Here is a 13,989-nt window from a genome sequence, read left to right on the forward strand (position 1 = left end):
GATCCCTGCCCATAATGAACGGCTTCCTGCACTGGCAGGCCCCGTCACCCTCCACAAAAGACCCGGACCCCCATGGAATTTCGCTTGATCTACGAAGGTCCCCTGCACGGACAGGGCGCCAAGTCCTCGCACAAATGGGAAATCCGCCGCGCCCTGCATCCCCAGCTGCAACGCCTGTGGCAAGAGCGTCCGCTCAAGGACGCCGCCGCTCGACTTTTGGCCCACCCGGCCGCGCCGGGCCAGGTCTCTGTGATCGTGGAAAAAGGCGGGCTGCTGTTTGCGCCCCTGGTCACCCAGCGGCTGGACCTGTATGCCGAGTTGTCGGTGCTGCTGTTTCGCCAGCAACCGCGCGGCACTCTGATCACTGACGGTGGCGATATCGACAACCGCCTGAAAACCCTGCTCGACGGCCTGCGCGTGCCGCGCGGCGCCATGGAGGGCCGTGCAGAACTGCCCCACGAGCCAGATCCCCTTCCCTTTTTCTGTCTGCTCGAAGACGACTCGCTGGTCACCAAGGTGTCGGTCGAATCCGAACAGCTGCTGCGCCCGGCCAAGCCGGACGAGGTCGTGGCCATCATCTCGGTGCATGTGAAAAAGACCGTTTTGTCGCACGAAAATATGACGCTCTAGGAACCCGCCGGGACGAACACCGGAGCAAACGCCCGTACCATGCCAACCATTTCGCGCGACCGGTGCCCCGGCAACCGGCCTGCCAAAAATCAACCCATTAGGAGAACCCCATGAACGAAACACTGACCACCGCCCAACGCCAGGAACTCAAGACCCGGCTGCTGGCAGTGCGCAAGGACCTTCAGGACCAGATGCAGCAAAACCGCGAGAACCTTGCGCCACCCGCCGCCGACCAGGACGGCATCGTGCAGGGCAATGTGGGCCGCGAGGTGGACCAGGCGCTCACCAACATTGACGCAGCCGACCTGGCGCGCATCGACCACGCCCTGGAGGCCCTGGAAGACGGCAGCTATGGCCTGTGCGGCGAATGCGGCTGCAGCATTCCGTTCGAGCGCCTCCAGATCGAGCCGCAGACGCAGCACTGCGTGGCCTGCAAATCACGCTGGGAACAGACCAAAGGCCACGCCGGGGCACGCTAACGCCCCCTCCGCGAAACACACCGGCGTGATGCGCAGCGCACCGGCGCAAAGGCCCGTGACGGCACGCGCGGCCCTGCCATGCGGGAGAATGCGACATGCCTTTTCAAACCGAACCGCCCTATACCCACGGCCAAGCCGAGCGCACTGCCGTGCTGTTGTGCAACCTGGGAACCCCCGACGAGCCCACGGCTTCTGCCGTGCGGCGGTATCTTTCTGACTTTCTGGGCGACCACCGGGTGGTCGAGATCCCGCGGCTGGTCTGGTGGCCCATCCTGCACGGCATCATCCTGCGCACCCGGCCTGCCAAATCCGCCGAAAAATACGCCAGCGTGTGGACCCCCGAGGGCTCTCCCCTGGCGGTGTGGACTGCCAAACAGGCCACGCTGCTGCGAGGCTGGCTGGGCCAGGCCGGGCACAACGTGCTGGTGCGCCATGCCATGCGCTACGGCAATCCGTCGATCGCCAGCCAGCTTGACGCCCTCAAGGCCGAGGGCGCCACCCGCATCCTGATTTTGCCGCTGTACCCGCAATACTCCGCCACCACCACGGCGAGCGTGCTGGACGCCGTATACAGCTGGGCCGCCCGCACGCGCAACGTGCCCGAGCTGCGCTTTGTCAACCGCTACCACGACCATCCCGGCTACATCGACGCCCTGGCCCTCAGCATCGAAACCCACTGGAAACACCATGGCCAACCCGACAAGCTGGTGATGAGCTTTCACGGCGTGCCCGAGCGCACGCTGCACCTGGGCGACCCCTACCATTGCGAAAGCCTCAAGACCGGCCGCCTGCTGGCCGAACGCCTGGGCCTGCGCAAGGACCACTACCAGATCACCTTCCAGTCGCGCTTTGGCAAGGCCAAGTGGCTGGAGCCCTACACCCAGCCCACCATCGAAGCGCTGGGCAAGGCGGGCACCCGGCGCGTGGACGTGGTGTGCCCCGGCTTCACCAGCGACTGCCTGGAGACGCTGGAAGAAATCAACATGGAAGTGCGCGAGGCGTTTCTGCACGCAGGCGGCCAGGAGTTTCACTACATCCCCTGCCTGAACGACAGCAACGCCTGGATCACCGCGCTCAGCCAAGTGGCCCAACAGCACCTGGCCGGCTGGCCCACCACGGTGCCCGATGCCGCTGCACTGGCCGATGCGCACGCCCGGGCGCTGGCAGGTGGCGCGCCGGCTGGGGCGTGCCCCATGTCGAAATAACTATTATTTTGATAGCTGTTAGCGCTTACTGATAAAGCGCTAGAGGCCATTTTTACTCATATTTTTATGCACCAACCCGTCAACCGCTTTGCGCTGTGCGCAGGCCGTTGCGGCTTGCAGCAACGCCATTGCCCATGCCCGCCATTGCCCTTGAACCCCATCAGCTGCGGCTGACCATCGCACCCGAATCCCTGGGCTTTGCCAGCACCGCCGAGTTACAGGACCTGCCCCTGCCCTGGATCGGCCAAGAGCGCGCCCAGGCCGCCACCCAGTTTGGCCTGGCCATGGACCAGCCCGACTACCACCTGTTCGTTCTGGGCGAAGTGGGCAGCGGGCGCACCTCGCTGCTGCGCCAGGCCACACAGGCCGCTGCGGCCCAGCGTGCCGTGCCGCCTGACCTGTGCTATCTGCACAACTTTGACGCCCCCGAGCGCCCCCGCGCCCTGCGCCTGCCCGCCGGGCAGGGGCGCCAGTTGCGCACAGCCATGCTGGAGATGGCCAAGATGCTGCAAACCGACATCCCCAAGCGCCTGGCCAGCCCCGATTGCAAAGCCGAAGCCGAGGCCATACAGAAAGCCTGGCAAACCCAGGAGGCCAGCGCCTTTGCCGCGCTGGATGCCTTTGCAGAGGCCCGCCACTTTCGCCTCTCGCGCGAAGGCGGCCAGATGGTGTTCACCCTCACGGGCGACAAAGGCCACCCGCTCACGGAAAACGAGGCCCTGGCCCTGCCGCGCGAACGCCGCACCGAAATCGATGCCGCCGAGCAGGCCCTGCGCACCGAGATTGCGCGCTTTCTGGACACCATGCGCCCGCTGGAGCGCTCCCGCGATGAGGCCTTGGTGAATTTGCGCCGCCAGACCATCAAGCCATTGATCGAACATGCGGTGCAGGACATCCGCCAGGGTCTCAAAAAACAGATCAAGGATGGCGCCAAGCTGGGCCAGTGGCTCGACCAGGTCGAGCGCGAAGTGCTGGCGCACCTGGCACTGTTCGAAGCAGGCGATGCTGCCGCTGATGACACCGATGCCGAAGACGAGCGCAAGCAGCGCCTGGCCGACCTGCTGGCCCGCTGCCAGGTGAACCTGGCGGTGGACAACAGCGAACGCAACGGCGCACCCGTGATCGTGGAAGACAACCCGCAGCTGCGCAGTCTGTTTGGCGCCATCGACCTGCAAACCGACACCGATCCGCCGCACGCCGATTTTTCGTGCATCCGCGCGGGCAGCCTGCTCAAGGCCCATGGCGGCTTCATCGTGCTGCACCTGCGCGACCTCGTCGAAGACGAGGGCCTGTGGCCACGGCTGCGCCGCTTTTTGCGCAGCAGCCGCCTGCAGATCGACGAAGGCAGCGCGGCAGCCCACGGCCCCACCGCACCCGTCGCGCTGCAACCCGAAGCCGTGGATGTGGACGTGAAGATCGTGCTGATCGGCTCGGTGGAGGAGTACTACGCCCTGCAGGAGGCCGACCCCGACACCGCGCGCCGGTTTCGCGTGAAGGTGGACTTTGCCGAGCGTTTTGCGGCCAGCCCCGCCACGCGCCACGCCACCGCCATCTTTGTCGCCCACAGCTGCAAAAAACGCGGCCTGCCCCACTTTGCCCCCAGCGCCGTGGCACGCCTGCTGGAGCAGACCCACCGCGAAGCCGACGACCAGAGTCGCCAGAGTGCGCTGTTTGCCAACACCGATGCCCTGGTGATCGAAAGCGCGGCCCTGTGCCGCGCACGCGGCGGCGCGCTGGTCGAAGCCCCCGATGTCGATGCCGCACTGCGGGCCCACGCCCTGCGCCACAACTATCCCGAAGAGCAGTTGCACGAGTCCATCACCGAGGGCGAGCGCCTGATCACGCTGCGCGGCACGGTGGCCGGCCAGATCAATGCCATGACTCAGGTCGATCTGGGCGACTACCGCTTCGGCTTCCCCGTGCGCATCACGGCGCGCACGTTTGCCGGGCACGAAGGCCTGCTCAACATCGAGCGCGAAGTCGATATGTCGGGCCCCATCCACGACAAGGGCGTGCTGATACTGCACAGCTACCTGACCGCGCTGTTCAGCCATGTGGCCCCGCTGGCGCTGAATGCCTCCATCGTGTTCGAGCAGGAGTACAGCGGCGTGGAGGGCGACTCGGCGTCGTGCGCCGAGCTGTACGCGCTGCTGTCCAGCCTGTCGGGCCTGCCGCTGCGCCAGGGCATTGCCGTGACGGGCGCCCTCAACCAGCACGGCGAGGTGCTGCCCGTGGGCGGCATCAACGAAAAGATCGAGGGCTGGTTCCAGGCCTGCGCCGCAGCAGGGCTGGATGGCACGCAGGGCGTGCTGATCCCCGCCCGCAACGTGCGCCACCTGATGCTCAGCCACGCCGTTCTCGATGCCGTAAAACGCGGTCTGTTCCATGTCTACACCGTGAACCATGTGAGCGAAGGCATTGCGCTGCTGACGGGCGAAGCCTCGGGGATGGGACCGGGCGCGCTGCCCGACCTGACCGCCGATGTAGAGGGCACCGTACTCAGCCGGGCCGAGCAGACCCTGCGCGCCTTCCGGCGTGCCTGCCAGAGCGCGGGGCACACCAGACGCGGCCGGGGTGGGCGCGGTGGGGCGACGCGCAAGGCCGATTGAGGCTCTTAGCGCAGGCTTACGATGTCTCCGCGTTGATACGGTGCTTGTCCATCAGTCGATACAGCGTCATGCGTGAGACACCCAGCTCGCGGGCGGCGCGCGTGACGTTGTTTCCCACCAGCGTCAGCGCCCGCGCAATCGCTTCGCGCTCGGCCAGCGTGCGGGCTGCATCCAGGTCGGTACCAGCCACCACATCGACGGGCGCCAGGCCAAGATCGCGGGCACTGATATAGCGCTGGTCGGTCATGACCACCGCACGCTGCACGCAGTTGTAAAGCTCGCGCACATTGCCAGGCCATGAATAGGCAGCCATGGCCGACAGGGCCTGCCGGTCGAATCCTTCCACGCGCCGTGGCCGGTCGGCAGCGCATATCTTGAGGAAATGCTTGGCCAGCAGCGGCACATCGTCCATACGCTGTCGCAGCGGGGGGACCTCGATGGTGAGCACATTGAGCCGGTAGTACAAATCTTCCCGGAAACGCCCCCGCGCCACCGCCTCGGCCAAGTTCACATGCGAAGCCGCCACCACCCGCACATCGACTGCCGTGTTGCGCACGGCGCCCACGCGCTGTATGGTCTTTTCTTGCAGGAAACGCAGCAGATTCGCCTGCAGTTCAAGCGGCAGGTCACCGATCTCGTCCAGAAAGACGGTACCGCCGTCGGCGGCTTCGATCAGCCCGCGTCGGTCGGCAGACGCTCCAGTGAATGCACCCCTCACGTAGCCGAAAAGCTCGGACTGGATCAAAGAGGGCGCAATGGCGCCACAGTTGACCTCAACCCAGGGCCCGTTTTTGCGCGGAGAATGGGCATGGATGGCATGTGCTGCCAGCTCCTTTCCACTGCCGCTCTCCCCCTGAATCAACACTGGCGCAAAGGCACCCGCCACCTTGCGGATGTCCTTGCGCAACTGCACCATCGACGCGGCCTGCCCCACCATGCCCAAGGTATCGGCCTCGGGCAAGGCGTCTGTGGACCCGTGGCGCAGCAGGGCGCGCTGCGCAGCGTGTTCGATCATCCGGTCCAGATCGGGCCATTCCAGCGGCAGCACCTGATAGTCAAAAAAACAGTTCAGTATCAGCGCACGGAACGCATGCGACTCCAGCACCGCCTGTTCACATAAAGCCACCCATTCCGTTTGCAGCGAGGCATGGACACAGGCCTCCACAGCGACCACTCCGTCCTCGTCCAGCCGCTGCGCGGCATCGGCCACCACCAGAGCCACGGAAAACTTGCGCTGCGCCAGAAGGCTGCGTGCTGCGGACACATCGCTGCAGCACGCAACCTCCCACCCCGCGCGCCGCAGGTGGCCTTCCACAATCTCGCCCTCTGCTCCAAGACTCAGGCATAAAATTTTGCGCACAGGCATTGCATGTTGATCTCGTAGGTTCACGTTGCATCATCAAAAGGACATCGGAAGGCGCACGCTCAGCGTGAGGTCAGGCGTGTCGCGCGTGAGGCCCGCACCCACCGTGACGTTCAGGGTGGTCCGGTTGCTGTAGCGGTACGAATAGCCGAGCAGGAGTGACGACAGCTGCGTGCGCACCGAGCTGGGCACGGGCAAGCCGTTCTGTTTGGTGCGCCCCACGGAATTGAGGTCAATGCCCACGCTGAAGGACGAGCGGTCATTGATCGCTAGACCCATGCCGAAGTTGATGCCCCATACGTCGCCAGGCTTGACGCTGCCGATGAACTCCTGTTCGCCCGCCAGCACCCGACGGCTCACATCGCTGCGGCCGAAGTTGTGCGTGTAGCTGATGCCGCCAAAAAACACGGCCGGGTCCGAAGGCAGCAACCAGGTGAGAGAAGGCTGCAGCGAATAAAAGCCCGATCCCGTGGGCAGGTCCAGCGGCAACCCTGTGCCGGTGGTGTTGCCCAGGCAACGCGTCACGCAGTCGGTAACCACCTCGAACGGGTCCTTGCCGGTGCGGGTCTTGAAGCGCAGCGAACCAATCAGATAGGGGTCATTGCCCTTGGGCTCATTGAGCTGGTAGCGCGCCGCAAACTCGATATCGCCAATGTCACGGCCGCTGGAGTTGAACGCCTGCTCAGACGCCGACCCCGTAAAGATCTCGCGGCTGATCGAATCGTCCGAGCGGTACACATAAGGCACCTTCATTTCCACTTCAAGGCGGCGGGTCAGCCCCCAGCGGCCGGTGAGCGCCGCAGTCAGGGTGTTGCGCTTGACCTCCCGCACGTCGATCAACCCGATCAACAGCGCCGGAATGATGGTGTAGCCGACCAGCGCCACGCGGTTGCTGGACGAGTAGCCGTATTGCAGGGACGGCTCCAGCACATAGTGACCCGGCTGCGTGAGGATGCCGGGCTGGTCGAACAAGGGTGCCACCGCCGGTGGCTGGTTGTCCACCGCCGGTGCCACCCCCACCCGCACGGGGCGGGCCCCGGTGTCGGCAGGCACATTGCCCGCAGGCGCCGCCTCGGCCGTGGCTGGCTGCGGCGCGCTGCGTGCTGACTCGGCCACCGAGCGCTCCAGGTCCTGGTAGCGGGCCTCCTGTTCAAGCACCTGCTGGCGCATCGCCTCGATTTCCCGACCTTGCGCGCTGACCTGCTGTTCCAGCGCCTCAATGCGCTGTGTAATGCCCTTGCGTGCGGGCACGCTTTGCGCCTGCACCATGGCACTTGAAAGCGCCATGACCGAACCGGTAACCAAAACCCAGGGTCTGTGTGAGCTGTGCGTTTTCATGCGACTACTCCCGATGGCGCTGCAACGGCGTTTTTGTTGTGCCAACAGTGGCGGTGAACGCGGGGCAAGAATAGGCGCGTGGCCTCTGGGTGTGCAAGCACCACTCTGCAAGTGGAAGTAAGTTTGGGCGCAAGACATCACACTGGTATCAACCCACAGTCGCAGAGCCGAGACGGAGCCCGCGCCGGCCACACCTGCGTTTCGCACTGCCACTTTTGTAGAGCAGTTGGTGCGCCCAACCCCATTGCAACCCGCACTGCGCAACCCCTGCGTCACAGCACTGAGACACCAGGCCTGTGGCAGTCGCGGGGTGGTTTTGCAGATGAATCAACTGCGGCAGCGGGCGCTGACACACCGAAAACGCTGCGGCCTGAGGCAATGGCGTCAACCTCCTGTGACACTTTGCGCGGAACCATCCTGCCCGCTTCACTTTTGCCTCGCCTGTTTGGCCCCCTTGGCACGCCACTTCTCCAGTAGCGCGGTGCCACCACATCCCACCGGAATGTGGCTGGCACTGAAGTTGCTGAACGACCTCCGAATTGCGTCCGCGCAACTCAATCCTTGACCTTGTTTCATTCCACCGTAGGAGGCTTTATGAAGAAGACACTTGTGGCTTCGGCCATGGCAGTTGCGTTCGGCATCAGCGGCGTGGCATTTGCCAGCAGCACAGACCAGAACACATCCCAGGGTACCGAAAGCGGAAACAACACCAGCACCAGTACCAGCACCACCACGAGTACAGACAACAACAGCCACACCAAGACCGACAACAGTGTGCGCAGTTACACGAAAAACGATAACGACACCATCACCAAAACAAGGAACGCCAACAAAACCGACAACAGCATCAACAAGGACTCGGGCGCTGCAACTGCCAATGCCGCACGTTCGGCTGCGCTGAACAACGGCTCCACCGGCACATTCACCGACGCTTTCAACGTATCCAAAGCCACTGCAACCAGCAGCCTTCACGGCATGGTCACGGGCAACCGCGTACGTGACATCGGAAACAACGCCTACAACACCGGCAACGCCAACGGCGGCAAGGGCTACGGAGGCGATGGCGGCAAGGGCTATGGAGGCACGGCCAGCGGCAAGGGCACGGGTGGCACGGGCGCTGGAGGTGAAGGGGCTGTGGGCTCGAATGGCGGCGATGCATTCAACGGTAACGTCACCAATGGCAGTGCCAACAATGGCAGTGCCAGCGCCGGCAACGGTGGCAAGGGTTATGGCGGACGCGCCAATGGCGGCGACAGCGGCGGCACGGTCTCAGCCAACGGTAGCGGCAGCGGTGATGGCGGCCGCAGTGGCGCCGCCAACGGCGGTGCCAACGACCAAGGCCAGGGCAGCGGCGGCAACGGAGGAAACACCGGTGCCGGTGGAGCAACCACGGCCAGCGGCACGGGCGGCACCGCCACCAGCAACGGTGGGGGCAGCACCCGCACGGCAGGCGCGGGCACCGGTGGCGCAGGGGGTTCCAGCACCAATGGCAGCGCCAGCAATGGCAGTGCCAGCAACGGCTCCAACACCGCCGGTAACGGTGGCGCTGGTGGCAGTGGCACGGGTGGCACCGGTGGCGCTGGCAGCGGCGGCACCACCACCGCCAATGGCGGCACCGGCGGTGCTGGCGAGGGCGGCAGCGGCGGTGCAGGTGGAACAAACACCGTGAGCGCAGGCACGTTCAACATGTCCAACACTATGACCAGCGTCGGTCAGTCGGCTGCGGGCATCATGATTGCCAGCCAGAACAGCGGTATCTCTTCGCTGGTGCAGCAGAGCGTGAACGTCCAGGCCAACCTGGCCGTCGGCAAGTAAGTACGGCCCCCAAAAAACCGCGCAGCGCGTGCCCTTCCCACGCACGGCTGCGCGGTGCTTTTTGCCAACCACCATTTTCAAAGAGGGCTCCCCATGACCTCGATCCGCTCCCTTCACGCAGTGCTGGTTCTGTGCACAGCGTCCCTCCTGACAGCGCATGCCGCAGCACAGGCGCCCAACGTGCCCATGGCGGGAGACAACGCACGCACGCCAACAGCTTTGGCGCCTGTGCGGTCGGCCTTTGTGGCACCAGCCGTGGACAGCGCCACCCTCGACAGCTACCGTGGCGGTAGCTCCCTGGTAAGCAACGACTTGATGCTGGCTGGCACCACCGCCGACAACACGGCGCACAACGTCAACACCGGCAACAACGCCATCAGCGCTGGCGCCTTCGCCAACATGAACGGAATGCCCGTCGTGATTCAGAACTCGGGCGCGAACGTGTTGATCCAGAACGCAGTCATCGTGCATGTGCAGATGAACTGATTCCGGAGGCCACCATGCGACTGCCCCTGTTATCCATCGCGCTGCTTGGCGTGGTCACTGCGGCAACCGCGCAGTCCGCCTACTTCCCATCCACGGGTGCAGGCGACGTGACCCTGCCAGTCACCAGCATCAAGCAGGCGCGCCTGGCTGGCACGTTGCTACAGAAATTCGATTTCAGCTGCGGCTCGGCAGCCATCGCCACTTTGCTCACCCACCACTACGGCACACCGATTGACGAACAGACCGTGTTTGCCACGATGTATGTCCATGGCGATCAGGCCAAGATCCAGCGCGAGGGGTTCTCCTTGCTCGACATGAAGCGTTTTCTGGCCAGCCTCGGCTTCCAGGCCGACGGGTTCGAGCAGCCCCTCGAAAAGCTCCAGGAGGCGCGCATTCCTGCCATCGTGCTGATCAACGAAAACGGCTACCAGCATTTCGTTGTGGTCAAGGGACTGCAAGGCGACCGCGTTCTGGTGGGCGATCCGGCGCAGGGCACGCGTGCGCTCTCGCGCAAGGATTTCGACTCCCTGTGGCAAAGCAAACTGCTGTTTGTCATCCACAACCGCATGGATTCGGCGCGCTTCAACCTTGCCACCGACTGGCGTGTAGCGCCGCGTGCGCCCATTGGCAGCGACATGACGAGGGCCGGTTTGAGCGGCTTTGCCCTGCAAAAAAACGGGCCGGGAGACTTCTGATGCCCAATCTGCATTGCCGAGGTGAAACGGCCTCCACCATCGTCCGGGCTGCCGTGCGACTGTGCCTGCTGGGAACACTGGCATTCAGTGCCAATGCGGCCCCCCCGGCGCAAGACACCTTATGGATGGCCGTGGGTGACCAGACGCTGGATTCCCTGCGTGGGGGCTTCAGGATGGGCGATGGGCTGACGGTGTCGTTCGGAATTTCCAGAGCGGTATACATCAACGGCGCCCTGATCACCGAAACCACGCTCAATATCGGCCGCATGGCAGACATCACGCCGGCACAGGCCACCCAGCTGAGCCAGAAGCTGGCAACCCTCAACCTGGTGCAAAACGGCCCGGGCAATACCTTTGCGTCAGGCCCCTCAAGCACGACCACCAGCAGCCCCGAAGCCGCGGGCGCCATGGTGACCACCATCGCGGGCAGCTCCACAGGCACGCTGATACAGAACTCCCTGAACAATCAGCAGATCCGCTACCAGACCATCATCAATGCCAGCAGCAACGGGCTGGGCATGGTGCGGTCCATGAACCTGAACAGTACGCTGACCGAGGCGATCCAGCGGAGCATTGGTCAGCGTTGACCGTGAATCGCAAAACAATCACGATAAAACGATTGATGGACAAGCGCATACAGCTATAACTTTAATAGCATTATGTACATCTCATCACCCGCCTCTGAAGCCACCTGTGGCGGCCTTGCTGGGCACTGGGAAAAGCCACTGCAACATGTCGCACAGCCATGGCTCGGCGATATCGGCCCCTCCGCAATTCACGCCCCGCCCCCCTCTCGTCACACTGTTGCGACATCCGTGCGGCTGCCATTACGCAGTGCATTCAACATGGCGCAACTGGCAGAACTGGCAGGGCACAGGCAGCTCCGCCAAAACTGCTGCACGCCGCTGTTCAGCCGTCAAGCCGCTGTGACAGTTTGCGTGCAAGCAGTTCGCCTGCTTCACGTTAGCCACCACTCTAAGGTCCCCTTGAATCGCTCTGTCCCTCGCAAGGACCGCTCCGCTGCAATCGGCACTCGTGCGACTGGCACTGAAGTTGCTGAAAGCCCGCCCGAATTGCGTCCGCGCAACTCGACCCTTGACCTTGTTTCATTCCACCGTAGGAGGCTTTATGAAGAAGACACTTGTGGCTTCGGCCATGGCAGTTGCGTTCGGCATCAGCGGCGTGGCATTTGCCAGCAGCACGGGCCAGACCACCGACCAGACCACCGGGCTTGGTGACAACACCAGCAACAGCACGAGCGCCATCAACAGCAATGATGACAACAGTCGCACCCGAACCGACAACAGCAGTTACACCAGCAACCGAGACGACAACGACACCATCACCACCACGTACAACGCGGACCGGGCTGACAACAGCACCAACAAGCGGTCTGGCGAAGCGGCGGCCGATGGTGCACGCTCGGCTGCGCTGAACAATGGCTCTTCCGGCACGTTCAGCAACGCTTTCAACGTATCCAAAGCCACTGCAACCAGCAGCCTTCACGGCATGGTCACGGGCAACCGCGTACGTGACATCGGAAACAACGCCTACAACACCGGCAACGCCAACGGCGGCAAGGGCTACGGAGGCGATGGCGGCAAGGGCTATGGAGGCACGGCCAGCGGCACGGGCACGGGTGGCACGGGCTCCGGCGGTCAAGGGGCCACTGGCGCGGGCGGCGGCAACGCATCCAATGGCGCCATCAGCAACGGCAGCGCCATCAATGGCAGTGCCAACGCTGGCAACGGTGGCAAGGGCTATGGTGGACGCGCCAATGGCGGCGACAGCAGCAGTGCTGCCAATGCCAATGGCAACGGCAGTGGCAACGGTGGAAACAGCGGCTCGGCCAACGGCGGCAACAGCACAGGCTTTGGCGGCGACAGCGAAACACCCGCCATCGCCGCGAGCGCTGTGGCCGGCAGCGGCGGAGACGGAGGAACCACCGGTGCTGGCGGCGCATCCACAGCCACGGGCACGGGCGGCACCGCCACCAGCAACGGTGGGGGCAGCACCCGCACGGCAGGCGCGGGCACCGGTGGCGCAGGGGGTTCCAGCACCAATGGCAGCGCCAGCAATGGCAGTGCCAGCAACGGCTCCAACACCGCCGGTAACGGTGGCGCTGGTGGCAGTGGCACGGGTGGCACCGGTGGCGCTGGCAGCGGCGGCACCACCACCGCCAATGGCGGCACCGGCGGTGCTGGCGAGGGCGGCAGCGGCGGTGCAGGTGGAACAAACACCGTGAGCGCAGGCACGTTCAACATGTCCAACACTATGACCAGCGTCGGTCAGTCGGCTGCGGGCATCATGATTGCCAGCCAGAACAGCGGTATCTCTTCGCTGGTGCAGCAGAGCGTGAACGTGCAATCCAACTTGGCGGTCGGTGCGAGCACCTCTACCGCGGCCACCGCCCGGTAACGGCAAACGCAACCCGGAACCGCGCAGCGCGTGCCGTATCTACGGACAGCGCGCGCTGCGCTGTGCCGGTTGTCCCCAACCTTGTTCAAAGGTGCTTCACGCGCCTGACCCCATTACGAACAGGCAGGTTTTATCTGCGCACAGAATCCCCACTGACAGTCCCCCTGGCACCCATCAAGTCGGATTCACCATGGCAGTTCTTGCCCGTTGTAGGCGTGAAAGCCGCCGGTTTGTTCCAGCCCCAGCCCGTCCAACACACGCAACAAGTCCGCTGCCGCATCGTCTGCGGCCCTCCCAATCTTTGCCCCGTTGAATGGCGCCGACAGCGCCGAATTGACCGTGCCCGGATGCAGCGCCGCCAGCACGGCCTGCGGGTGGGTGCGGGCCACTTCAATCGACGCCGTTTTGAGCAGCATGTTGAGTGCGGCCTTGGATGCACGGTAGCTGTACCAGCCGCCCAGGCGGTTGTCGCCAATACTGCCAACCTTGGCCGAGAGCACGGCCAGCAGGCTGCGCCCTTGCCGGGGCAGCAGCGGCGCAAAGTGGGCCAGCACCAGCGCGGGGCCGAAGGTGTTGGTGCGGAAGGTGGCTTCCATCTGCGCATAGTTCAACTGCGCCATGCGCTTCTCGGGCAGGCCGTGGGATCCATGCAGCATGCCTGCGGCGTGAATGATGCAGTGCCACGGGCCCTGGGCCTTGAGGTGCTGGGCGGCGTGGGCGACGGTGGTTTCATCGTCCAGGTCCACCGCTGGGCTGGTGCGACGGCCCAGGCCCACGGCCAGGGCGCAGCGGGGGTCGGCCCGCAGGTGGGCCAGCAAGGCGCCGCCGATGGCGCCAGTGGCGCCAATGACAAGGGCGCGGTAGCCCTGGGGCAATGACTGGAGGGATGGCGTGGACATGGCGGGCTCCGATAGGGGATGTGGGACCGATGGGTGGGCGGTGATGACAAGG

The 13,989-nt window shown here is 64.5% G+C and carries 12 protein-coding genes; 9 read left to right on the top strand and 3 right to left on the bottom strand.

The features are described 5' to 3' along the window. Positions 1-72: 72 nt before the first annotated feature. From K226_RS0115570 to K226_RS0115585, 4 genes are all read left to right on the top strand, one after another. Positions 73-630 carry a hypothetical protein gene (locus K226_RS0115570; protein ID WP_155886566.1) on the top strand — a complete coding sequence of 186 codons (558 nt, stop codon included), beginning with the start codon at positions 73-75 and terminating at the stop codon, positions 628-630. A gap of 110 nt (positions 631-740) precedes the next feature. Further along, positions 741-1,109 (top strand): TraR/DksA C4-type zinc finger protein, encoded by a 369-nt coding sequence (locus K226_RS0115575; protein ID WP_024815667.1) that lies wholly within the window; start codon positions 741-743, stop codon positions 1,107-1,109. 95 nt (positions 1,110-1,204) lie between these two features. After that, the gene (gene hemH, locus K226_RS0115580; protein WP_024815668.1) at positions 1,205-2,314 is read left to right on the top strand and encodes a ferrochelatase; all 1,110 of its coding nucleotides are present in this window, start codon (positions 1,205-1,207) and stop codon (positions 2,312-2,314) included. Positions 2,315-2,448: 134 nt separating this feature from the next. Beyond that, positions 2,449-4,923, top strand: coding sequence for a Lon protease family protein (locus K226_RS0115585; protein ID WP_024815669.1), 2,475 nt, complete (start codon positions 2,449-2,451; stop codon positions 4,921-4,923). A 16-nt stretch (positions 4,924-4,939) separates the two neighbouring features. On the opposite strand, the gene K226_RS0115590 is transcribed toward K226_RS0115585, so the two are convergent. Continuing rightward, positions 4,940-6,289 (bottom strand): sigma-54 dependent transcriptional regulator, encoded by a 1,350-nt coding sequence (locus K226_RS0115590; protein WP_024815670.1) that lies wholly within the window; start codon positions 6,287-6,289, stop codon positions 4,940-4,942. A gap of 33 nt (positions 6,290-6,322) precedes the next feature. Then, complete coding sequence (locus tag K226_RS0115595) at positions 6,323-7,573, bottom strand: FimV family protein (RefSeq protein WP_035242098.1); 1,251 nt, start codon at positions 7,571-7,573, stop codon at positions 6,323-6,325. Positions 7,574-8,218: 645 nt separating this feature from the next. Here K226_RS0115595 and K226_RS0115600 point away from each other — a divergent pair. The 5 genes from K226_RS0115600 to K226_RS0115620 all read left to right on the top strand — a co-directional run bounded on the left by K226_RS0115600 (position 8,219) and on the right by K226_RS0115620 (position 13,038). Next, positions 8,219-9,439, top strand: a complete 1,221-nt coding sequence (locus K226_RS0115600) for a hypothetical protein (protein WP_024815672.1) — start codon at positions 8,219-8,221, stop codon at positions 9,437-9,439. A gap of 93 nt (positions 9,440-9,532) precedes the next feature. After that, positions 9,533-9,925 carry a hypothetical protein gene (locus tag K226_RS0115605; protein WP_024815673.1) on the top strand — a complete coding sequence of 131 codons (393 nt, stop codon included), beginning with the start codon at positions 9,533-9,535 and terminating at the stop codon, positions 9,923-9,925. Between the two features lie 14 nt (positions 9,926-9,939). Next, entirely contained in the window at positions 9,940-10,620 is a 681-nt protein-coding gene (locus K226_RS0115610; RefSeq protein WP_024815674.1) for a C39 family peptidase, read from the top strand. Next, positions 10,620-11,207 (top strand): hypothetical protein, encoded by a 588-nt coding sequence (locus K226_RS19120; RefSeq protein WP_024815675.1) that lies wholly within the window; start codon positions 10,620-10,622, stop codon positions 11,205-11,207. The genes K226_RS0115610 and K226_RS19120 overlap by 1 nt, the downstream gene beginning before the upstream one ends. A gap of 541 nt (positions 11,208-11,748) precedes the next feature. After that, on the top strand, positions 11,749-13,038 hold the full coding sequence (locus K226_RS0115620; RefSeq protein WP_024815676.1) for a hypothetical protein: 1,290 nt from the start codon (positions 11,749-11,751) through the stop codon (positions 13,036-13,038). A 185-nt stretch (positions 13,039-13,223) separates the two neighbouring features. Here the strand turns inward: K226_RS0115620 and K226_RS0115625 are convergent, their stop codons facing one another. Then, positions 13,224-13,937: an SDR family NAD(P)-dependent oxidoreductase gene (locus tag K226_RS0115625; protein WP_024815677.1), complete on the bottom strand. Its 714-nt coding sequence runs from the start codon at positions 13,935-13,937 to the stop codon at positions 13,224-13,226. Positions 13,938-13,989 lie beyond the last annotated feature (52 nt).

The organism is Acidovorax sp. JHL-3 (assembly GCF_000526295.1).
In the GTDB taxonomy this organism is placed as follows: domain Bacteria; phylum Pseudomonadota; class Gammaproteobacteria; order Burkholderiales; family Burkholderiaceae_C; genus Acidovorax; species Acidovorax defluvii.